The organism is Emticicia sp. SJ17W-69 (assembly GCF_051209875.1).
Classification (GTDB): domain Bacteria; phylum Bacteroidota; class Bacteroidia; order Cytophagales; family Spirosomataceae; genus Emticicia.
This window is the reverse complement of the sequence record NZ_JBNTQY010000001.1, coordinates 541878-562601: the sequence shown is the minus strand read 5'-3', so window position 1 is coordinate 562601 and position 20724 is coordinate 541878. Positions and strand designations below refer to the sequence as shown.

Sequence of the window (20724 nt, the reverse complement as noted above, 5' to 3'; positions counted from 1 at the left end):
TAAATTGTTGTGATAGGGTTGCAATCCAAATTTTTTACAAGGTATCAAATCTAACGAAAAATCTAATACTTTTGTTGAATGAATATCAGAAAATAAAGATAAAAGCATGGTTTCTGTCTGCCAATAGTCTAAACAAAAATATTATTATTTCTCTATTTCACAAATTCACTCCCCTATCTTTGTATCAAAGACGAAGATTCTTTCAGTAACGATGCAAGCACCTTTAGAAATATTACAAGAATTTTGGCATTACGATTCTTTTCGTCCTTTACAAGAAGAAATTATTAATACTGTCTTGGCTGGAAAAGATACTCTTGCTTTAATGCCAACAGGCGGTGGAAAATCTATTTGTTTTCAAGTCCCTGCTATGGCGATGGATGGGGTATGTATTGTCATCACACCATTGGTAGCTTTGATGAAAGACCAAGTTGAACAGCTAAAACGAAGAGGAATCAAAGCAGCAGCCATTTACTCGGGCATGCACCGCAATGAAATTGACTATACTTTTGACAATTTTGTGTATGGAGATTATAAATTTCTCTATGTTTCTCCCGAACGTTTACTTACTGAAATCATGCAAGTAAGAACCAAATTAATGAGGGTTTGTTTGCTTGTCATTGATGAAGCTCATTGCATTTCGCAGTGGGGCTATGACTTCCGTCCACCTTATCTAAAAATTCCAGAATTCAGAAAATTCATACCTAATGCTCCTGTTATTGCATTAACAGCAACGGCTACTAAAGAAGCACAACAGGATATTGTTCAGAAGCTTGAACTGAAAAATGTACAAGTTTTTCAACAAAGTTTTGCTCGACCAAATATTTCATACTCAGCCTTTTGTGAAGAAAGTAAAGAACGGAAGCTATTTGATATTCTTCAAAAAGTACAAGGTTCGGCTATTGTTTATGCTCGTAGCCGTAAACGAACAAAAGAAATAGCAGATTGGTTGAATAGAAGTCGAATTAGTTCAGACTTTTATCATGCAGGACTAACAAATCAAGAGCGTTTTAAAAAACAAGATGCTTGGATAAAAAATCAAAATAGAGTAATTGTTGCTACAAACGCTTTTGGTATGGGTATTGATAAGCCTGATGTAAGAGTTGTTATACATCTTGATTTACCCGAAAATTTGGAGGCTTACTACCAAGAAGCTGGTCGAGCAGGTCGTGATGGGAAAAAATCTTATGCTGTAATACTATATTTCAAGGGCGATTTAGAGGATATTTCTAAGCAAATTGAACAAAAATATCCACCCATCGAAAACCTTAGGCGAGTTTATCAGGCCTTAGCAAATTATTATAAATTAGCCGTCGGTGGCGAAAATTTCGAAAGTTATGACTTTGATTTTCAAGAGTTTATAAGCACTTTTGGGCTTGTTGCCCATGAAACCCATAATGCTCTCAAAAAACTCGAAGACGAAGGCTTAATTCAATTAAGTGATTCCTATTATAGTCCATCAAAATTGATTTTTAAGATGGATAATCATGAGTTATATAAATTCCAAATCAAAACACCCAGCTACGATAAATTTACTAAAGTTTTACTACGCATGTATGGTGGTGATTTATTTACGAGTTATACTACTATTTCAGAAAGTGCTATTGCAAAAAACTTCTTTGCTCAAGTTTCAGAAATAGAAAATATGCTCGACTACCTACAACAAGTAGGAGTTGTGACCTATCAAAAGCAAAAAAACAAGCCACAACTTACTTTCCTTACAGCCCGACAAGATGCCAACAATCTGTCTATCAACATAATAGAGATGAATAGACGGAAGAAAAAAGACATAGAAAAAGCAATAAACGTGGTTAAATATGCCCAAGAAGATAGGCGTTGTAGAATGCAGTTTTTGCAAGAGTATTTTGATGAATATACCAACGCTACTTGTGGCATTTGTGATAATTGTTTGAAGCAAAAAAAGAAAGAAACTGAGGCAGATGTTCCGATTGAAATTTATACAAAATATCGCCAAAAAATTTTAGAAATCGTTCCTGCAAACATTAGTCAAATAGTAGATTATCAGTATTTCAACAATAAATCTTATGCAACCGAGGTTATTCGTCGAATGATTGAAAACGAGGAACTTTGGTACAGCGAATTAGGCATTTTACAAAAAAAATAATTTTGTGTGGCGAACCAAGCGACGGTTGCTTGTAGTTCGTCATAGGAGAATAGAAAAAAACATATATATTTAACCACATTCAACTTTCGTCAGCACATTCAGCCTTGAAAGAAATAGAGAAAACAGCAATTTTATCAATGACAAACTTTACACATATCGACACTGCAGGAAACCCATCAATGGTTGATGTAGGTGAAAAAGCAATCACTCGCCGAACTGCTAAGGCAAGAAGTATTATAATTTTGGATGAAATTATTTTAGAACGCCTCAAAAATGATGAAATTCATACAAAAAAAGGCCCTGTTTTTCAAACAGCAATCATTGCAGGTGTAATGGCAGCCAAACGCACAGGTGATTTGATTCCTCTTTGCCATCCTTTAGGTTTGGAAAACTGTCAAATCAATATATTTTTGAATGACAAACAAGAAGTTGTTGTCGAATGTACCGCATCTCTTACGGGTAAAACTGGCATCGAAATGGAGGCTCTGACAGGAGCGAGCGTGGCAGCCTTAACTATTTATGATATGTGCAAAGCATTTTCGCAAAATATTATCATCAAAGAAACTCGTTTAATTGAAAAAACTGGTGGCAAAAAAGACTTCAAATTGGAGCTATAAAATGTCGATTATAAGGTAATATAGTTGTATCGAAATATTAGTAATCGCACGGGCGACCCCGTCGTAAATGTTATTATCATGAATTGCCTGATTTTGATTGGAGGGAAAAGTTCTCGCATGGGAACTGACAAAAGTATGCTAGACTATCATGGCAAGCCTCAGCGTGAATATTTATTTGACTTGGCTCAGCAATTTTGTTCAGAAGTTTATTTTTCCTGCCGAGAAGAACAAAAGTTTTCTGAAGAAACAATCATTGATAGTTATCCCGAATTAGGACCGATGAATGGTATTTTATCAGCCTTTATGTATAACAAAAATGTGGCTTGGCTCGTAGTTGCTTGCGATATGCCCTTGATCAATGAAGAATCATTTGAGATACTAATCAACAATCGTAATCCAGATAAAGTAGCAACTACTTTCTTTAATAATGAAAACAATGCTCCTGACCCACTATTTACTATCTACGAGCCAAAAGCAGCTGATTTGCTTATAGCTTATGTAAAATTGGGCAATAAAAGTCCAAAACTATTTTTACAAAATGCTGATATTCAACTCATACAATTAGAAAATATTGACTTCTTAAAAAACATAAATACAAAAGAAGAGTTTGATAAATTGAAACGTCAATAGACGACTTCCTCAAAATCTTCGTATTTACAAGTAAAAACTAATTTGAAAAAAACGTTACATATTATTCTTCTGATAGGTTTATCAACAATTGCTTCGTTTTGTCAAGTATTGAACGACCAATGTAATGGTCCCAATATTGGTTCTGGTAGTTTGTATGCCGAAAAAATGATCGGCTGTGTACCATTCACGCTTCGTATCATTAAAACAGATACACAATCAACTGGACATAAATTTATTTATGATTACAAAGGGGGAATTCCTGCCAATTTAGTAGAAGAGAAAAGCCATTCTTATACCGCTCCTGGAGCTTACAAAGTACTACAAAGCTCGTTTAGAAAAGACAATGGGCAAGAATTGCGAGTATGTGGCATTGTGACTGTTTTAGATACAAATAAATTAATTTTAAAACCCAAAATCTGTGGAAATAAAGTTAGTTTAGAAATCACTGATGGCAAAAAAGCTGGTCTATTACCTTATGATTACTGTTTAATTGATTGGGGAGATGCCTCAGCCATTGAAAAAGTAAATCTCCCCTCTACCGCTGTTTCGCACAATTATGCCAACCAAACCGATAAAAAAATAACAGTAACAGGCCGTTATGAAGTTGATTTTTGCCCATCCAGTAATACTGTTTTAATAACTTTCCCAAAGGCTACACAACCACAAATTACGGTATTAGAAAAAACAGGGAAAGATAATTTTAATGTAAGTTTTAATAATTATTCTGGTGAAAACATTAAAGTTTTAGCAAATAATGTAGCTATTACTTCAAAAACTGGAGAAGTTGGCCTACAAAAAATTAGTTTTACAAATACCGCAAAAAATGTTTGTTATGCCATTCAATTAGAAAGTGCCTGTTTTGCAAATAATATCTCAAAAGAAGTTTGCGACATAGATTTGGAGGTAATACCTACTGAAAACTCCAATGAGGTGGAATGGAAAAAACCAAAACCTGATGTAATCAAAGATTTTGTTTTGATAAAAAATAATGGACAAAAGCTTTCTCCGAATGGTATAGCTTATGCCGATACAGCTATCAAATGTAATCAGCAAAATTGTTATCAGATAAGCTTTCACTCTAATGAATCATTGTTTATTTCCGAGAAAATTTGTGTACAAAACTCTCTAATTAAATGCTTTGTCAATGTTTCACTCTATCTACCATTAGCATTTAGTCCAAACAATGATGGCATCAATGATACTTTTGGCATCATTGGCGAGCATGATAAATTCATAAGTTTAACCATATTTGACCATTTGGGGAAATTAATAACCGTTCTGACCAATCCGAATGATACATGGAATGGAGAAAGCTATTTATCGGGGATTTATCCTTATAAATTGAAAGCTAAAGATGCTAAAAATAACGAAATTGAAGTATTGGGGAAGGTTTTGTTATTGAGATAAATATATATTCCATTTACATTTTTTACTCATTCTAACATTCACTCATTAATCAGGGCGTAGCCGAAACCCAAACTTCACCATCTTCAAAAATCTCTTTTTTCCAAATCGGCACTGTTTCTTTTAGCATATCAATAGCAAACTCACAAGCATCAAAAGCTGCTCCTCGGTGGGCTGCCGAAACCGCAATAATAACTGGAATTTCCCCAATTTCTAACATACCAACTCGGTGATGAACGGCTATTTTCTTCAATGAAAACTTTTCAATAGCCTGAATAGCTATCTTTTTCATTTCTGAAATAGCCATTGGCTCATAAGCTTCAAAATCAAGTCTAAGCACTCGTTTGCCTTTGGTTTGGTTACGAACTGTACCAACAAAAACAACAATACCACCCGAATCATCAGTTTTGACAAAATCAAGACAATTTTGCTCACTTAAATTTTTATCTGATAATATAATTTCAATGTTTTCCATATTATAAACTTGCTGCCAATTCTGCTCTTCGTTTCTTATATAATTCAATAGCCTTTTCAAGTAAAATATTCATCGCTAAAGGCATTTGTGTCGAAAGAATTCTTCCATAAATAGCTGTATCAACTTCTCTCAAAGCTTCTTCTAATCGTTCACTTGGTAAACGAGAAATTATTTCTTTACTTGTATAAGAAGAATATGGTCGTTTTTCGAGCCATTCTAAATGTTTTTTCCATAAGACTAATGCTTTCCCAATCGTAATATCATCTAATGTTGAGCGAGTATATTTTTTATAGCTTGCCACAAAATCTTTGTGTCTTCTTCCAAACAAAAACAATCGATACTCCTTACGGATAAATCTGCCAAAAAATATATAGATCAAAGCAACGACTCCTAAAACCCCTGATAAATAAGCCAAAATTTGGGGATAATCTAATTGTTGTCGCAATGGTAGAAGTCTGGTATCTGTTCGTAGTGCTAAAGAATCAACTTTTGTTTTTATCATTTCTTTTAAAAAAACAGAATCAGAAGAAGCATATATCGCTGTACAATCTCGCTTAGAAAGTATAAATACAGGTAAATTGAGTTTTTGAGTTTTATCAATATCAAAAGTAACTAATGTATAAATGACGCTGTCAACACTACTTCCATTAACAGTTAAAGTTGGGTAAAATTCACGCTCAACTATTTCAAAAGGATAAAAATTATAGGTTGTATCTGGGAAAAAAACTTCGGCAGATGGATTGTGGTGATAACTGAGAGCATAATTAAATGGTCGTCCAAGTTCGACGCTATCAGTCAGAAACTTACCTTTTGGAAGTACTTTTGGCGTTTGACAATTGGCAACCGTTGGTGTTCCGATTATCAATAGACAATTAACAATTAAAACAGCCAAAAATTGATACATATTTGTAGAGCTTATTGATTGACTAAAAGAGTCTAAGCTTTTGCAAATTGCTAATTGATAGTGGAAAGTCACCCGATTTTTCATTGGCCTACTTTCTGATTCTAAACAATTGTATAAGTCTCGACACATAATCTTCTCTTGAGTCAATCGCTAAATAATTGGCATTATGTTGTTTACATAATGTCTCTAAACGTTGTTGGTTATCTTCAAAAACTTCTCGCATTTCGCGTTTGAAAGTTGGAGAAGAAGTATTCAGCCAAACTGTTCGTTTACTTTCTTTGTCCAATACTGGAATAATTCCTAAACTTGGTAATTTTATTTCTCTTTGGTCATACACATGAATCACCACTAAATCATGTTTCCGAGCCAATGCCTTGAGATTATGGTCATAATCTTTATCCAAAAAATCCGAAATCAAAATAACAACACTTTTACGCCTGAGCATATTTAAAGCAAAACCAATAGCCGCAGGAATATCCGTTTTCTGAGAAACGGGTTTCATTTTAAACAAACTTAAAATCAATTCATAACCATGCTTCATTCCGCTGGTTGGTTTGAAATAAAGCTCTTTTTGGTCAGAAAAACAATAAAGGCCAACGTGTCCAGCCTCTTTTATTGCGGAAAGTGATAAAACGCCACAAATTTCTTTGGCTGTATCTAACTTCAATCGTCCATTGTTTCCGACTTCCTGCGAACCACTCACATCAAGCATGAAAAAGACAGTTTGTTCTTTTTCTTCCTTAAAAATCTTTACATAAGCTCCATGTCCTTTGGCGGTCGTTATCCAGTCAATCGTCCTTACATCATCTCCGTATTGATAAGTACGCAAATCACTAAACTCCAAGCCAGAGCCTTTAAAAACCGAACGGAAATTGCCTTGCATTTGCCCATTTACAGCTTTTCGGATTTTAATTTCGTACTTATTAAGCTTAGCAAGAATATCTTCGACCACTATTTTAGCGATTTGGCTATTAGCTATTAGCAGTTAGCCTTTAGCTTGTAGCTATTAAAAAACTAATAATTTTAATCATAAAAAGGCTAATAGCTAACCGCTAAAAGCCAACATCTAAATGATTAACAAACTTTAACGTATCAAATTTGTCAGTTTTTTACGTAATTTGTTCTTTAATCTGAAAACGAAGATAAAGTGAAAATACTGACAAAAAAAATATTCTTAATTTTAAGCATGATTTTTGGGTTAATCGCTTGTGGCGATGGTTCAGACGTTCCTGCCGACATCATTGATGAACAAACAATGGCAAAAATTTTAGCCGATATTCATATATTAGAATCAAAAGCAAGTCGATTATCTTTTCAAGCTTATGACTCTACTAAAGTTGCTTATAACGAAATGGAACACCGTATCATGATAAAATATAAAATTGATACGACACGTTATAAAGCAAGTTACAAATTTTATATGACAAATCCTGAAAATATGGTTAGGATATACGACGAAACCCTAAAAATTTTGAAGGAAATGGAAGAGAAGAAAAAAGAAGAAAATAAAAAAAATAGATAAAAATATAGTGCAATTTCTAAAATAAAGAACTTTTGAAAGAAAATCTCGTTATAATACCGACCTACAATGAAATAGAGAACATTGAAGCCATTATCAGAAAAGTAATGAGCCTTGATGAAGACTTTGATGTATTGGTAATTGATGATGGCTCGCCTGATGGAACTGCCCAGAAAATCAAGGAATTACAGTATGAATATCCTGTTACATTACATATTAATGAAAGGGCTGGAAAATTGGGTTTAGGCACAGCCTATATTCATGGTTTTAAATGGGCTTTGGAGCGTGGCTATCAGTTTATTTATGAAATGGATGCTGATTTCTCTCATAACCCCGAAGATTTGGTACGTCTTTTTAAAGCCTGTAAAGTGGATGGCTTCGATGTAGCAGTAGGTTCCAGATACATCAAGGGTGTAAATGTTGTGAATTGGCCCATTGGTCGAGTTTTGATGTCTTATTTTGCTGGAGTATATGTAAGATTTATTACTGGCATGAAAATAATGGACCCAACGGCTGGTTTTATTTGTTACCGAAAAGAAGTATTGCAAACAATTCCTTTAGATAAAATTGCTTTTGTAGGTTATGCTTTTCAGATTGAAATGAAATTCAATGCCGTTCTCTACAAATTTAATATTACTGAAGTACCAATCATTTTCACCGACCGCACAAAAGGCGTGTCAAAAATGTCCACCAAGATTTTCCGTGAGGCGGTTTTAGGTGTAATCATTATGAAAATTTGGAGTTGGTTTAAAAGTTTTAAAAGAGTTGATGGTCAATAGTCAATAATCTTCTCTATTGACAATAAAAATAAACCCTCGCAAAATTTTACTTCTGCGAGGGTTTATTTTAAATTATCGACTAATCAATTCTTCAATGCCATTCCTTTTTGTTGAATCGCATCGTTCATAACATTTATCGTTTCGTTCAAATAAACATCTTTCTTTAGATATTTTAACCAAAAATCATTTCTATCTTTTTTCAAAGAATCTGAATTGATTCCTTCTAAATCGCTTGATAAATTGGCAACTGATAAGTCGTCTTTCGTTTGTGTTAGTTCACGTACTTTTGCCGAAATATCTTTTATTTCTTTCAATTGAACTTTATAATTTTTTAATTCCAGCGAACGAGCTGTCTTGCGGTTATCTGCCAAAATATTTGTATTGTCTTTGATTTGGGTAAAAACATCATTTGTTCCTAAGCGTTCTTTGCTTTTTTGTTGTAAAGCTGTCAAATCTGGTGCATTTGTCCATGTTTGATAAGTTGCTTTAGGCATTTCGTCCCAAACCAAAGCATTCTTATCGTCTTTTTCACGAATTTTATATGCTTCATAAACGCCCGTTAAAACAATGTCCGACTCCACGCCTTTCAATTGAGTAGCTCCACCATTGACTCTATAATATTTTTGTAAAGTCAAATGTACCGCTCCTAAATCACCTGCACCACTTCCTGTACCATTACCACCTAAAGGAAAAGCTCTTTGTACTGTACCTTTTCCAAAAGTTGATGAGGATCCAACCACAATTCCACGTTTATAATCTTGAATCGCAGAGGCAAAAATTTCCGAAGCCGAAGCACTACGCTCATTTACCATTACTACCAATGGGCCATCATAAAGTACGGAAGGGTCATTGTCACCCATTTGAGAAGGACGACCTGCACGGTCACGAATTTGTACAACTGGCCCTGTTTTGATAAACAAACCTACCATATTGACAACTTCTTGCAAACTTCCACCGCCATTATCTCTGATGTCAAGAATAATTCCATCCACGCCTTCTGCTTTCAATCTTGTTACCTCTTTTGCAACGTCTTGAGAGCAACGTGCTGCTTGTGGGCGTTGAAAATCTGCATAGAATGCTGGTAAATCTATTAAGCCAATTTTGTATTTGCCACTATTAATGATAACACTGCGAGCAAAAGTTTCATCTAATTTCAATTCTGCACGAATCATCGAAACAGTTTTTAGTGAGCCATCAGGCTTCTGTACTGTCACCTTTACTTCTGAACCTTCTGCTCCTCTAATAAATTTTACTGCATCGGTTGTTGTCAAACCTGTAAGTTCCTCAGTTTCGCCATTGGCCTGCGTTACTTTTATGATGTAATCATTTGCTTGAATCTCTCCGGATTTCCATGCTGGACCACCAGTTGTGACACTTTTAATTTTTATTTTATCATCATCTTGTTGCAATAAAGCTCCAATTCCAAAGAAACGACCACTCAATTTTTCATCAAAAGAGCGTTTTTCTACTGGTGGGAAAAAGTCAGTATGTGGATCCATTTCATTAGTAATTGCCCCAACAAACATCGCAAATCGTTGATTTTCATCAAATTGATTTCTCAATCGGTCAAAATACCTGTCCATTGCTTTTTTAACTTTTGCACGAGCCTCTTTTTCCAACTCTTGGTCAGACTTTGCTACAAAATCTTTCTTTTCTTTGTTTTTTTCTTGTTGCTCTTGCAAATCATTATATCTTTCGAGGGTTTGCAATTTCAAGTATTTTCTCCAACGGTCTTTCCTTTCTGATTCGTTTGAAGCAAAACCAACTTTATCAGGGTCTAATTCAAATGATTCATCTTTGGTAAACTCGAAAGGTTTATCAATATATTGCTTATAGATTTCCTCTGCTTCTGTTATACGATTTTTATAAATTTCTTCAGAAGAATTAAAAAACTCCAACGATGCTCCATGAATTTCGTCATCAATCATGGTTTCGTGCTTACGAAGTTTTGAAATATCTTTTTCTAATAAAATTCTTTTACTTGGGTCAAGGCGTTTGAGATATTCTGCAAAAATTTCTTTTGAAAAATTATCATCAATCTTTTTGGGGCTATAATGCCCTTGTTCGAGCATCATCCCTACGGTACGAAGGATCGTTTCGTTTTTAGTGGGCGGGTCTTCATTGAGAGGCTTTGCTGAAATGAAAATAACAGCGGTAGTTAGGCCTAAAAATGCTTTAAAAAACAGGCTAAACTTTTTCATATTTAAATACGGGTGTTAATTTTAGATTTAAAACAATTGAAAATACCAAATGTTAAAATACTTGACAAAAATCAATCCAGTCTATAACGAGTAAAATATATTTAAATTTCGATATAGAGTCAAAATATGATGAATGGACGATTTTCATGATGTAACACAATTTTTCAAATTGTGCCACTGATTACAAACAATTTAGAAAATTGATTTACAAAAACTGCAAAGTTGTTTCTAAACTCACACCTCTTGAACCTTTTATCAGAATATATGAGTCTTGTAATTGCTTATCTATCAACCAATTATGCAATGAAAATTTATCAGTAAAATAAAAAGCATTGGGTAAAGAAACAAGTGCCGAAGCCATCAATTCTCCAAATAATATAACCAATGGAAAATTTCCTTTGGCAATTAATTCGCCAATAGCTCGGTGTTCGGCAGGAGCTTCCTCTCCTAATTCAAACATATCGCCCAAAATCACAACTTTTTGTTTGTCAGTTTTTAAGTTGATAAAATTCTGAATCGATGCCGACATCGATGATGGATTGGCATTATAGGCATCAAGTAGGATTTTATTTGTACCTTTTTCTATAATTTGAGAACGGTTATTATCAGGATTATATTCGGAAACAGCCTCATTGGCTAAATCAGCTGGTACGTCAAAAAATTCGCCTATTGCCAAAGCAGCAGCAATATTTTCAAAATTATAAGAGCCAGGAAGATTCGTCTCATAAGATTTCCCATTCACAGAAAAAACTACAAATGGAGAGTCCTGCAACATTGTCACTTGTTCATTGCTCGCCATTAAATAATCTTTTCTTTCTTTAAAATTTCGAGCTGAAGCCATTGTGAGTAGAACGTCACTTTTATTATTCACAAAAACAGTTCCCCCTGATTTTTCTAAGAAATCGAATAGTTCGCCTTTGCCTTTTTTTACCCCTTCTACTCCACCAAAACCTTCCAAGTGAGCTTTACCTATATTAGTTATAAAACCATGAGTAGGCTCACAAATAGTACATAAATCACGTATTTCACCTTGATGATTTGCTCCCATTTCTATGACAGCAATTTCGTAACTTTCATCAATCCCGAGCAAAGTGAGCGGCACACCAATATGATTATTGAGATTGCCTTTGGTATAATAAGTCTTGAATTTCTTTGATAAAACTGCTGCTACCAACTCTTTTGATGTGGTTTTCCCGTTTGAGCCAGTCATTCCTACAAATGGAATATTGAGGTGCTGGCGATGAAAATTGGCTAATTTTTGCAAGGTATAAAGCACATCACCTACCAAAATACAACGATCATCGGTGGCATAAGCTGCCTCGTCAATGACTACATACTTTGCTCCTTTGCCAAGAGCTTCTTGGGCGAATGAATTGGCATTGAATTTATCACCTTTCAAGGCAAAAAACATTACATTTTCTCCGATTTTGCGAGTATCGGTTGAAAATCCTGAGCAGGTTTTAAATTTTTGGTAGAGTTCGGCAATTGACATATTTGACAGATAAATTTTCTGCAAAATTAATGTTGTTTTGCTTACATTAAATATTTTATCGAAGTTAATATTCAATCTGGCATTACTTCAATTGTTTGTCCATAATTTTGAAACTCTTGAATAATTACTTTTTCATCAATTGTTTGGTGCAAACTTTCGATTCTTAAAACTTTATCGCAGTCACTTAAATCGAAATTCCATTTGGCACAAGGTGAAAGTAGCCCATTGAGTAATGGGGCTACTTTTTTTACTTGCGTTTTGTTTTTTACTGTTGTCTTAAACACCCAAACCATAGCTTTTCAATAATTTTTACAAAAAAAAGCACTACTACTGACAACCCTATGTCAGTAGTAGTACGCTTTTCTAACTATTTTTTAACTTTTTTTGTATATGTTTATTCAGCACATACATCATCACTATCGTGATCAACATCGAAGCGGCTACTGTATAACCTAATAAATCATAATGAAGCATTTTACCATCGCTTGCTTGCGAAACAATTACACCAGCTAAAGCAGCAGCAGCACCTCCCGAAATTTGTTGAATTGAAGAATTGATACTCATAAATGCCCCCCTGTCTTGTGGTTGTGGAATGGCGGTCATCAATGTTGAAGCTGAAATCATACGTGCTGTAATGCCTGCAAACAAGATGACATTAATCACGATTACTACCCAAAGTGGCGTTTCGCTCAAATGTGTGTAAATCACTACCATTATGATGGTGATGATAGAACCTATCACAAATACCTTGTATTTACCAAATTTATCACTGAGTTTGCCCGCTAGTGGACCAAACACAATCGAAAATGCACCTGTTATTCCATATAAAATCGGTAAATCATGCATCGAAATTTTCAAATTATTGATACCAAAAGCACTACCAAATGGCATCAACATAAAACCCGCCGTTGCCAATAAAATAGTTGCCACAAATGCCCTTAAATATTCAGGGTATGAAAGTGTCTTCCATAAATGTTCAAAAGGATTTCGGTCAGTTTTAAATTTCAAATGTTCTGTCACAGGTTTCATATAAACAACAATTACAAAGCCTATGATGACAGCAAAACCTGCAATCATCCAAAAAGGCGAATGCCAGCCAAACTTATTGGCTAAAAATAAACCAATAGGTAAACCTAATATCTGACTTGCTGCAAAAGCCATTTGTACAAAACCCATTACTCGACCACGAAGCTCCATTTTAAATAAATCAGAAATGATAGCAAAACTAATTGAGCCAATCACGCCCCCGAAGATTCCTGTTACAATGCGGGCAATTAATAAAAACTGAAATGTAGTAGCCAATGCACACAAAAGTGTACCGAAAACAAAACCTACATAAAAGAAAAGTAGTAGTTTTTTACGGTCGTATTTATCGGCAAAACCAGCAGCCAATAAACCAGATGCTCCAGCACTAAAAGCATAAGCCGAAACAACCAAGCCAAATTGAGCGGGTTTTATACTTAATTCTTTTAACAAAATTGCTCCTAAAGGCGACAATACCATGAAGTCTAATATCAGGGTAAATTGTAAAATAGCCAGTATGGCAATGATAAAAATTTGGTATTTGGTAAATGTTGTGTTTGCTGTTGTTGTATTCATAAAATTATTGTTTTGTATAAAGTTTTCTCTAAATTTATTATCCAAGCTCATTAATCGTGCGAGCAAATACATTAAAAGCAGGTTTTGGTGTATAATCTTCTCGCATAAGTCCAAATTGCAAGCCATTATTTAGAATATCACAATCACGTAGATCAAAAAATTCATAATGCGTAATATTTAATGCTTTTCGCACTTCAAAAACCGTTTTAATAATTTGTTCGATAGCTTCTGCTTGCTGAGCTTCCGTGCGAAGTTCATTAGTTGGCCAACCATTTTCGGTAATATGTAAAGGAATATGCTGCGGTATTCCTGCTTCAACCAAGTTTTGATTTCTAAAATGACTAAGCACCATTTTTACCGCTTCTTTCAAACTAACGTTAGGTGGCAATGGTCGAAAAACGCCAGGATAAAAATCCAAACCTATATAATCTAATGCATTCACAAAAGCTGGGCTACTTAAATTTGCCATATCTTTCCAAAATGTATCATTTGGGTCAAATGAAATCACGGCATTAAAACCAAGTTGTATATCTAAACCCAAATGCTGAATCTCTTCTTTTGCAGCAAGAATCCCTTCAATAATTGCTTGTTTGACATACAAAGAACCCCCATCTCCACCTGATGCACCATCAGGATTGTTAGGTTCTTCGGTAATTTGTAGTTTTTCAAGAACATCCTTATATTCAGTAATTATTTTTCTGATAAAACTCTTCCAATCATCCATATTGCTATCGTTTGTTCGATAGCATATAGCCAAATCTAATTTCCGATTATCATTACAGTATTGCTCTACATTTGATGGAGTTAGGTATTTTCCTATTCCAAAGCCTACATATTGCGTATAAGCACGTACCAAAAAAGGTTTGCTTCCACTCAAATAATGTAGGCCTTTATGAATTTGATTGGGGTCGTCTGTTTTGCCTTTTATTAAACCCGAACCTCCTTCCATTTCAATTCCTACGCCGCTACCAGGATAAATTCCAAAAATAAGTCCATCTGATTTCTTAAAATTTAACTGCTTTTCCATAATTAAATAAATGTTCGTTTATTTATAAAAGAAATTTTTTAAGGTTTTAATGCTTTTAGTACTAAATCAAAGGTCTGCCACATGATTTCCTCACTCAATGAGAACGGATTTCCTCCGATGCTTTTACCATCACTATGAAAACGAATCAGGTTATATAATGGAGCAAATGCCACCGACCAAAAAACTTCCACTGGCATAGGATTTAATTCGCCTCTTTGAATAGCATTTCTTGCGAAAATGCTCATTTTTTCTTTAAATTCTGAAACAATGTTTTCAGCAATAGCTTCCCGAAAAGTAGAATTTTTGATTTGTTCATAAAACACCATTTCGAGTTGGTGGCTCAACATAAAATTAGCCCTATTTCGCCACTGCACCCGCAAACCTTCTGCAAATGACAAATTTGGGTCGAAACCTTTGAATATTTCACGGTTTAGATTTTCGCTAATTTCTCTCCCTATGCTGACCACCAAGTCTTCTTTGTCTTTGTAATAAATATAAAGTGTTGCTGGTGAAACATTGGCTGCTCGTGCCAATTTTTGCATACTAAAACCCTCAAAACCTTGGCTAACAAGCAATTCGAGGGCTTTTTGTTTGACTATCTGTTCTTTATTTTCGTCTCGTATTCTCATATTGAGTGTAAATATAAATGAATGTTCATTCTTTTAAAAGAAAAGAATGAAATATTTTTCTTCATATTAACAAAAAATCACAAAGCCGCTTCTGAAAAGCAACTTTGCGATTTCTTATAATTCTTTGAATATTTTATACCAAAGTAGCTGTCAAAGTAATTTCAGCGTTGAATAAGCGTGAAATTGGACATTTAGCTTTAGCGGCTAAAGCAGCAGTTTGGAATTGCTCATCTGTGATATTTGGAATAGTTGCTGTTAAATCTAAATGGATATTTGTAATGGTACCATCTTCAAAAACAACTTTAGCATTGGTATCTATATTTTCAGCAGTAAAGCCTGACTCGTTTAAAATAAAGCTAAATTGCATCGAAAAACAACCAGCGTGTGCCGCTCCAATCAACTCTTCAGGATTTGTTCCAACGCCATCAGCGAAGCGAGTTTTGAATGATAATTGAGCTTTGTCTAAAGTTGTACTTTGTGTAGAAACTGTTCCTACTCCTTCCATTCCTGTACCTTTCCAATTGGCCGATGCTTGTCTTGTAAATTTCATTGTCTTTATTTTTTTAAATGTTTATTGAATGATTACGCAACAAAGGTCGGCATGCGAAATCACAAAAACTTTAACCTAAGTTAAAATCGACAAAACGAGCGATTATTTTTCAGAAATTCTTTTTCTAATTCGGCTTAATGAAGGCCCTTGAATACCCAAATAAGAAGAAATATGATAAAGTGGAATGGTATTCATAATATCAGGATGCTGCGAAACCAAATCTAAGTATCGTTGCTCTGGTGTTTGAAAAAGTAAACTTTCGGTACGATTAAGGGCGATATTTGAAGCTTGTTCAGCAATCAGTCTTCCAAAATGCTCCCATTCATGTGACTGGCGATAAAGAGCCTTTAGTTTGTCATAATGAATATATATTACTTTTGAATGAAGCATCGACTGTGTATAATAATGACACGGCACTTGATTGATAAAACTGGCATAAGAAACTACTATCTGATTATTGGTATAGAAAAAAACGTTTTTTTCATCAGCCGATTTCTCATCTAAATAGTAAGTTCTAAAAACACCTTCGATGACAAAACCCAAGTGTTTACAAACTTGCTGATAGTCATTATAAAACTCTCCTTTTTTATATGTTTTTACCTGCCAATATTGCTCAGATAGCAAAAAAGTTTCTTCGCTCATACCCGTAAATGATTGCAGGGCTTTTTTTAGTAGTTCGATTTCTGTCATACTTTTTTTATTTACAACAAATATGTACAACGAATCTTGATTAAACAAAAATGCCGCCTTAAATAAGACGGCTTTTTGAGTACAACCCTAACCACTATGATATATTTATAAAGTCTTAATTATGTTGATATTTATATACGTTTTTCTTTAATTTCTTTGCAAAAACCATATTATAGAACCATTTCATCGTGAATCTCATCACATTTGCTACAAAAATACCTAATTTGGTTAACTGGAATAATTCGTATATTCCGAGTATCAATAGGGTAGATATTAGAAATAAATGGATTGGATAATACATGGCGTTATTTATTTAGATTTGTTTGAAGAATCAAACTGTTTTATGATGTTATTTTGAGCTTTACTGGCCTTGTTTTAGGTACAGTAACCACTTTTTTAGTACTGGTTTTTGCAAGTCTTGGAACAAGTATTCTTGTTGCTTTGATCGCTAATTGTTCAGCTTTTTCTTGCTTTTTAGCCTCTTTCTTCTTGAGCTTTATGACTTTCTTAGCAATCGTTATTGATGCTTTTTTAACGGCTTTTTTTAGTTTTTTACCAACCTTTGCTATTGAAATAACTTCAAATAATGCTTCTGAAATATCTTCACTGACTTGTTTGATGCTTGATTTCATTTTTTTGAAATTTTAAAAATGATGCTCATTATAAAATTCTAAATCCTAAAGTAGCTTGTACCCAAGCATTTTTGTAACGTGGGTTCGTTGAGGTACCATCACCATTATTGTTCTGAATATCCCACCCTGCTCTAGTACCAATTACTACACGTTTAATATTGATGTCGATGCCTCCGATAAAACACAAGGTATTTTTACGGATATTATCATTTTTAAACTCATTTTGTTGTTCAACCGTTGCTAATGCATTGGTAAAAACATCTTTTTGTTTCATTAAAAATGAATATTGCGGCCCTACTTGTAAGGTTAAGAACTCAACAGGTTTGATAGATAACAATAATGGAATATCAATGTAATCAGTCGTGCGTTTAAGCTCGTAATTGCTACCAAGAAATGCCCCTGTTTGCTTATACCCTTTTTGTGAATACAAGACTTCAGGTTGAATACCCAAAAATTTTCCTATAGGAATTGCTAAGAAAACGCCTCCAGCTAAACCAAATTTATTATCGGCATTAAATTCATTCCCTTGAGAATCATAAATGCTTGAGTAGTTTGAACCTACTTTCAATCCAGCTTGAAATTTCTTTCGGAAATCGGAGTTATTTTCTTGTCCTTTACTATTTTGGGCAATGAATAAGATTATGGTTATGGCTAAAAATGTTTTTTTCATGATTTTTATAGTTTTAAAATAAAAGTTGTGTGTTAAGTAGCACTTCCGATTTGTTTGGCTATTGACCTCCAAACGCTTCGTTTTCTTTTGTAAAATACTTATAGGAAATAAGCCTTGATAAACTTAAAAAAGTATTTACTTTTTGGATTATTAATTATTTAACATTTTTTACTGTCAAGTCTTTAAATGCTTTACCAAGTTCGTCCATATCATGGTTAAATTCTGTTTTGAATTTTTCCCAATTTTCTTTTCCATCTTGTTTATAATCATCTAATTTTTTCTTCATGTCAGTGTTTTTTTGTTCCAATTCAGCAATTTTTTGTTGGTAAGCAACTCTGGCTTCTTTTTTCTCAGTTGCTACTCTTGCATTAAACTCTTTGATACTTTGCTCGTTGGCTGCAATTTTATCCGCTGTTTCTTTTTTATAAGCTTCAACTTCAACCAAATAATCTTCGTTGGCTTTTTCTAAATCTTTATTGGCATCTACTACATCGGTTTGTGCATTTTCCACCTTTTCGGCAGGAGAATTACAGCTTAAAATAGCCGTACTTGCGATAAATGTAAATACTGCTAATGCTAAAATTGATTTTTTCATTTTGTTTTGATTGAAAAATTTAATATTTAATTGATTTATAATTCTGGATTTTTATAATCCAGAAATAAGTTGGTGGATTTGCTCCTTTGTTTTGCCAAGTTTGGTTTGAAGACGGCCTAACATTTCATCTTGCTTGCCTTCAACTAACAATAAGTCATCGTCGGTGAGCATAGCGTATTGCTGTTTTAACTTACCTTTTGTCTCGTTCCAGTTCCCTTTTAATTCTGTCAAATTTGCCATGATTCTTTGTTTGATTGATTACCATTAATTACATGACAAAGGTCAATATTCCATAAATCAGATGTGTTACACAATATTTGAAAAAAGTTATATCATTCACACATTTTAAACAGAAGCCAAATAAAAGTTTAAGCATCAAGCATTTATAAATAAAAAGGCTGATGTTTTGATAACATCAGCCTTCTGTATTATAGTAACTTATATTTATGCAATGAATGGCCCTGCAATGGCAAGTACCGCTTCTTTTGTCAAAGGTTCATCAAAGGCTTCGCTGATAGCTTCATTGGTTTTACCAGCTAATCCAGTTAAATTAACTCCTCCTTGTATCAAATTATCATCGCCAGCATATACAGCAGCTGGACTTCCTTGAGCCAAAGTAATCCATCCTTTTGCTCCAACAACAAATCCCCTTGTATTCAACAAACGACGTACGACAGATGCGTGACGAGCCTCAATTGAATGAATTTGAAGAGCATATTCTAACAAAGGTTTATCTTCCGCTGCCATTAGATTACCCGCTTGACCTTTGTAGGCACGTACACCTGTATCTTCTAAAGCATGAGAAACAATGGCAAAAGTTTTATAATTAGAGAAAACGTCAGCAAAAGCACCTTTAGCGGTAAAATCAAAATTTGGTTTAGCAACAGCACTTGCTCCTAAAGCTGTTTTTAAGAAATTGACGTGTTGCGTTTCGTGCTTACTGATTTGAGCAAAAATCGCTTGGTCGGTTGCTGGAATTAAACCTGAAGTCGAAACACCTTTTTTATAGAACTCATCTTCGAGGTATTCGAGCGTCAATGCAAAATTCAATACAGCAACGGCACCTGGCGTAGTAGCATAAGCTTTGTTGAGCATACTTGCTACAACTGTTGGTACTGCCACAGCCGCCAACTTTTTGCTAAATGTACCAAACATACTTCGGCGTGATACATGCTCAAGTCTTTCAAAGACTTCGCCATCTATTTTTTCTATATCTGTTAATATCTTGAAAATATTCATGATAATCTGTTTTTTTTATTGTTTTAGAAAAATTGAAAATAAGTTTCCTTATTTATTTGATTAAATGCTTGACTTAGCTTGTTGGAAGATTGGCTCCGCTCAAAGGTGTTTTCAAGAAAGGTTGAACAGCTACGAGAATATCCGCAGGTTTTTTTGCTGCATCTAAGCCGTTGTTGTCAACAATATCATCTCCAGCGAAAGAAGCGGTCAAAGGATTGAGTAAATCACGAATAGCTGCAGCATGACGAGCTTCCACCGAAACAATTTTACCTGCTAAAAGCAAATAACCACCATCTTTTATTAATTTCCCTGCTCCATTATAAGCTGCCACACCTGTATCTTCAAATACTTTTGCGGTTGCCAAAACACTGGCACGACTTGTAAAATCAATGGCTGTAAAATTCACTTCCAATCCTTGTATTGCATTTGCACCTAAAGCAGTCTTAAAAAACTCTCTATGTATAATTTCATGGTCCCTAATATCTGTCAGTAACGCCAATTCAGAGGCTGAAATGCTTGAATAAGGTGTTGCGATGACTTGCGTATAAAAAGCAGCTTCTAATTGCTCAAGGGCGTAAGCATAATTTAAAATCCCAACATCTCCCGAACCCAAGTCAACAGTGCCTGCTGCAATAGGTCCATCATCTTTCTTACATCCAACTGCTAAAAAAGCCACACCGGCTACGGTGGTCAAACCTGCATGTCGTAAAAAGTTGCGTCGATTATTCGATGGTACTACTTCGACAGTAGAGCGTTCGGCTACTGACGTGTTAAGTTGTGACTTGTGCATAATAATAAAGTTGGTTTAAAAGATAAATTAAATATTTATACAAATATTTAATAATTTACTATTGGACTTACGATAAAAAGATTTAATTAGATTTATAAAACTTGAAAAAACTTTAATTAGAAGATTTCAGGTGTGTTTTGAGCAACTTCAATCTAATTTT

At 34.3% G+C, this 20724-nt stretch carries 23 protein-coding genes; 6 read left to right on the top strand and 17 right to left on the bottom strand.

Going from position 1 to position 20724, the window contains the following annotated elements:
- The first annotated feature begins 211 nt into the window (after positions 1-211).
- From ACQUQZ_RS02500 to ACQUQZ_RS02485, 4 genes are all read left to right on the top strand, one after another.
- On the top strand, positions 212-2122 hold the full coding sequence (locus ACQUQZ_RS02500) for a RecQ family ATP-dependent DNA helicase (RefSeq protein WP_435353161.1): 1911 nt from the start codon (positions 212-214) through the stop codon (positions 2120-2122).
- Positions 2123-2259: 137 nt separating this feature from the next.
- Positions 2260-2739 carry a cyclic pyranopterin monophosphate synthase MoaC gene (gene moaC, locus ACQUQZ_RS02495; protein WP_435353159.1) on the top strand — a complete coding sequence of 160 codons (480 nt, stop codon included), beginning with the start codon at positions 2260-2262 and terminating at the stop codon, positions 2737-2739.
- Between the two features lie 78 nt (positions 2740-2817).
- Positions 2818-3369 carry an NTP transferase domain-containing protein gene (locus ACQUQZ_RS02490; RefSeq protein WP_435353157.1) on the top strand — a complete coding sequence of 184 codons (552 nt, stop codon included), beginning with the start codon at positions 2818-2820 and terminating at the stop codon, positions 3367-3369.
- A gap of 42 nt (positions 3370-3411) precedes the next feature.
- A complete protein-coding gene (locus ACQUQZ_RS02485) occupies positions 3412-4776 on the top strand; it encodes a gliding motility-associated C-terminal domain-containing protein (RefSeq protein ID WP_435353155.1) in 1365 nt (454 codons plus the stop codon).
- Positions 4777-4825: 49 nt separating this feature from the next.
- On the opposite strand, the gene ACQUQZ_RS02480 is transcribed toward ACQUQZ_RS02485, so the two are convergent.
- The 3 genes from ACQUQZ_RS02480 to ACQUQZ_RS02470 form a co-directional block, all read right to left on the bottom strand.
- On the bottom strand, positions 4826-5248 hold the full coding sequence (locus tag ACQUQZ_RS02480) for a molybdenum cofactor biosynthesis protein MoaE (RefSeq protein ID WP_435353154.1): 423 nt from the start codon (positions 5246-5248) through the stop codon (positions 4826-4828).
- Between the two features lies 1 nt (position 5249).
- The gene (locus ACQUQZ_RS02475) at positions 5250-6152 is read right to left on the bottom strand and encodes a hypothetical protein (protein WP_435353153.1); all 903 of its coding nucleotides are present in this window, start codon (positions 6150-6152) and stop codon (positions 5250-5252) included.
- An 88-nt stretch (positions 6153-6240) separates the two neighbouring features.
- Positions 6241-7104 (bottom strand): DUF58 domain-containing protein, encoded by an 864-nt coding sequence (locus ACQUQZ_RS02470; protein ID WP_435353152.1) that lies wholly within the window; start codon positions 7102-7104, stop codon positions 6241-6243.
- 195 nt (positions 7105-7299) lie between these two features.
- On the opposite strand from ACQUQZ_RS02470, the gene ACQUQZ_RS02465 reads away from it, so the two are divergent.
- On the top strand, positions 7300-7674 hold the full coding sequence (locus tag ACQUQZ_RS02465) for a DUF4296 domain-containing protein (RefSeq protein ID WP_435353150.1): 375 nt from the start codon (positions 7300-7302) through the stop codon (positions 7672-7674).
- Positions 7675-7706: 32 nt separating this feature from the next.
- Complete coding sequence (locus tag ACQUQZ_RS02460; protein WP_435353148.1) at positions 7707-8450, top strand: polyprenol monophosphomannose synthase; 744 nt, start codon at positions 7707-7709, stop codon at positions 8448-8450.
- A gap of 83 nt (positions 8451-8533) precedes the next feature.
- Here the strand turns inward: ACQUQZ_RS02460 and ACQUQZ_RS02455 are convergent, their stop codons facing one another.
- The 14 genes from ACQUQZ_RS02455 to ACQUQZ_RS02390 all read right to left on the bottom strand — a co-directional run bounded on the left by ACQUQZ_RS02455 (position 8534) and on the right by ACQUQZ_RS02390 (position 20564).
- Positions 8534-10651 carry a carboxy terminal-processing peptidase gene (locus ACQUQZ_RS02455; protein ID WP_435353146.1) on the bottom strand — a complete coding sequence of 706 codons (2118 nt, stop codon included), beginning with the start codon at positions 10649-10651 and terminating at the stop codon, positions 8534-8536.
- A 205-nt stretch (positions 10652-10856) separates the two neighbouring features.
- Positions 10857-12143: a UDP-N-acetylmuramoyl-tripeptide--D-alanyl-D-alanine ligase gene (locus ACQUQZ_RS02450; RefSeq protein WP_435353144.1), complete on the bottom strand. Its 1287-nt coding sequence runs from the start codon at positions 12141-12143 to the stop codon at positions 10857-10859.
- A 71-nt stretch (positions 12144-12214) separates the two neighbouring features.
- Positions 12215-12427 carry a hypothetical protein gene (locus tag ACQUQZ_RS02445; protein WP_435353142.1) on the bottom strand — a complete coding sequence of 71 codons (213 nt, stop codon included), beginning with the start codon at positions 12425-12427 and terminating at the stop codon, positions 12215-12217.
- Positions 12428-12506: 79 nt separating this feature from the next.
- Complete coding sequence (locus tag ACQUQZ_RS02440; RefSeq protein ID WP_435353141.1) at positions 12507-13742, bottom strand: MFS transporter; 1236 nt, start codon at positions 13740-13742, stop codon at positions 12507-12509.
- 37 nt (positions 13743-13779) lie between these two features.
- Positions 13780-14769, bottom strand: a complete 990-nt coding sequence (locus ACQUQZ_RS02435) for a hypothetical protein (protein ID WP_435353140.1) — start codon at positions 14767-14769, stop codon at positions 13780-13782.
- 38 nt (positions 14770-14807) lie between these two features.
- Positions 14808-15398, bottom strand: a complete 591-nt coding sequence (locus ACQUQZ_RS02430; RefSeq protein WP_435353139.1) for a TetR/AcrR family transcriptional regulator — start codon at positions 15396-15398, stop codon at positions 14808-14810.
- A gap of 133 nt (positions 15399-15531) precedes the next feature.
- The gene (locus ACQUQZ_RS02425) at positions 15532-15948 is read right to left on the bottom strand and encodes an OsmC family protein (RefSeq protein WP_435353138.1); all 417 of its coding nucleotides are present in this window, start codon (positions 15946-15948) and stop codon (positions 15532-15534) included.
- Positions 15949-16050: 102 nt separating this feature from the next.
- A complete protein-coding gene (locus ACQUQZ_RS02420; protein ID WP_435353137.1) occupies positions 16051-16638 on the bottom strand; it encodes a Crp/Fnr family transcriptional regulator in 588 nt (195 codons plus the stop codon).
- Between the two features lie 341 nt (positions 16639-16979).
- The gene (locus tag ACQUQZ_RS02415) at positions 16980-17270 is read right to left on the bottom strand and encodes a hypothetical protein (RefSeq protein ID WP_435353136.1); all 291 of its coding nucleotides are present in this window, start codon (positions 17268-17270) and stop codon (positions 16980-16982) included.
- A 28-nt stretch (positions 17271-17298) separates the two neighbouring features.
- A complete protein-coding gene (locus ACQUQZ_RS02410; RefSeq protein WP_435353134.1) occupies positions 17299-17940 on the bottom strand; it encodes a porin family protein in 642 nt (213 codons plus the stop codon).
- A gap of 154 nt (positions 17941-18094) precedes the next feature.
- A complete protein-coding gene (locus ACQUQZ_RS02405; RefSeq protein WP_435353133.1) occupies positions 18095-18535 on the bottom strand; it encodes a hypothetical protein in 441 nt (146 codons plus the stop codon).
- A gap of 51 nt (positions 18536-18586) precedes the next feature.
- Entirely contained in the window at positions 18587-18775 is a 189-nt protein-coding gene (locus ACQUQZ_RS02400; RefSeq protein WP_435353131.1) for a CsbD family protein, read from the bottom strand.
- 204 nt (positions 18776-18979) lie between these two features.
- Entirely contained in the window at positions 18980-19774 is a 795-nt protein-coding gene (locus ACQUQZ_RS02395) for a ferritin-like domain-containing protein (protein WP_435353129.1), read from the bottom strand.
- A 73-nt stretch (positions 19775-19847) separates the two neighbouring features.
- Entirely contained in the window at positions 19848-20564 is a 717-nt protein-coding gene (locus ACQUQZ_RS02390) for a ferritin-like domain-containing protein (RefSeq protein ID WP_435353128.1), read from the bottom strand.
- Positions 20565-20724: the final 160 nt, after the last annotated feature.

Coding starts and splice junctions, on each gene's coding strand:
- ACQUQZ_RS02430 (WP_435353139.1), bottom strand. CDS start 15,398: ATGAGAATACGAGACGAAAATAAAGAACAGATAGTCAAACAAAAAGCC.
- ACQUQZ_RS02480 (WP_435353154.1), bottom strand. CDS start 5,248: ATGGAAAACATTGAAATTATATTATCAGATAAAAATTTAAGTGAGCAA.
- ACQUQZ_RS02475 (WP_435353153.1), bottom strand. CDS start 6,152: ATGTATCAATTTTTGGCTGTTTTAATTGTTAATTGTCTATTGATAATC.
- ACQUQZ_RS02400 (WP_435353131.1), bottom strand. CDS start 18,775: ATGGCAAATTTGACAGAATTAAAAGGGAACTGGAACGAGACAAAAGGT.
- ACQUQZ_RS02440 (WP_435353141.1), bottom strand. CDS start 13,742: ATGAATACAACAACAGCAAACACAACATTTACCAAATACCAAATTTTT.
- ACQUQZ_RS02425 (WP_435353138.1), bottom strand. CDS start 15,948: ATGAAATTTACAAGACAAGCATCGGCCAATTGGAAAGGTACAGGAATG.
- ACQUQZ_RS02455 (WP_435353146.1), bottom strand. CDS start 10,651: ATGAAAAAGTTTAGCCTGTTTTTTAAAGCATTTTTAGGCCTAACTACC.
- ACQUQZ_RS02390 (WP_435353128.1), bottom strand. CDS start 20,564: ATGCACAAGTCACAACTTAACACGTCAGTAGCCGAACGCTCTACTGTC.
- ACQUQZ_RS02410 (WP_435353134.1), bottom strand. CDS start 17,940: ATGAAAAAAACATTTTTAGCCATAACCATAATCTTATTCATTGCCCAA.
- ACQUQZ_RS02415 (WP_435353136.1), bottom strand. CDS start 17,270: ATGAAATCAAGCATCAAACAAGTCAGTGAAGATATTTCAGAAGCATTA.
- moaC (WP_435353159.1), top strand. CDS start 2,260: ATGACAAACTTTACACATATCGACACTGCAGGAAACCCATCAATGGTT.
- ACQUQZ_RS02450 (WP_435353144.1), bottom strand. CDS start 12,143: ATGTCAATTGCCGAACTCTACCAAAAATTTAAAACCTGCTCAGGATTT.
- ACQUQZ_RS02435 (WP_435353140.1), bottom strand. CDS start 14,769: ATGGAAAAGCAGTTAAATTTTAAGAAATCAGATGGACTTATTTTTGGA.
- ACQUQZ_RS02490 (WP_435353157.1), top strand. CDS start 2,818: ATGAATTGCCTGATTTTGATTGGAGGGAAAAGTTCTCGCATGGGAACT.
- ACQUQZ_RS02420 (WP_435353137.1), bottom strand. CDS start 16,638: ATGACAGAAATCGAACTACTAAAAAAAGCCCTGCAATCATTTACGGGT.
- ACQUQZ_RS02500 (WP_435353161.1), top strand. CDS start 212: ATGCAAGCACCTTTAGAAATATTACAAGAATTTTGGCATTACGATTCT.
- ACQUQZ_RS02405 (WP_435353133.1), bottom strand. CDS start 18,535: ATGAAAAAATCAATTTTAGCATTAGCAGTATTTACATTTATCGCAAGT.
- ACQUQZ_RS02395 (WP_435353129.1), bottom strand. CDS start 19,774: ATGAATATTTTCAAGATATTAACAGATATAGAAAAAATAGATGGCGAA.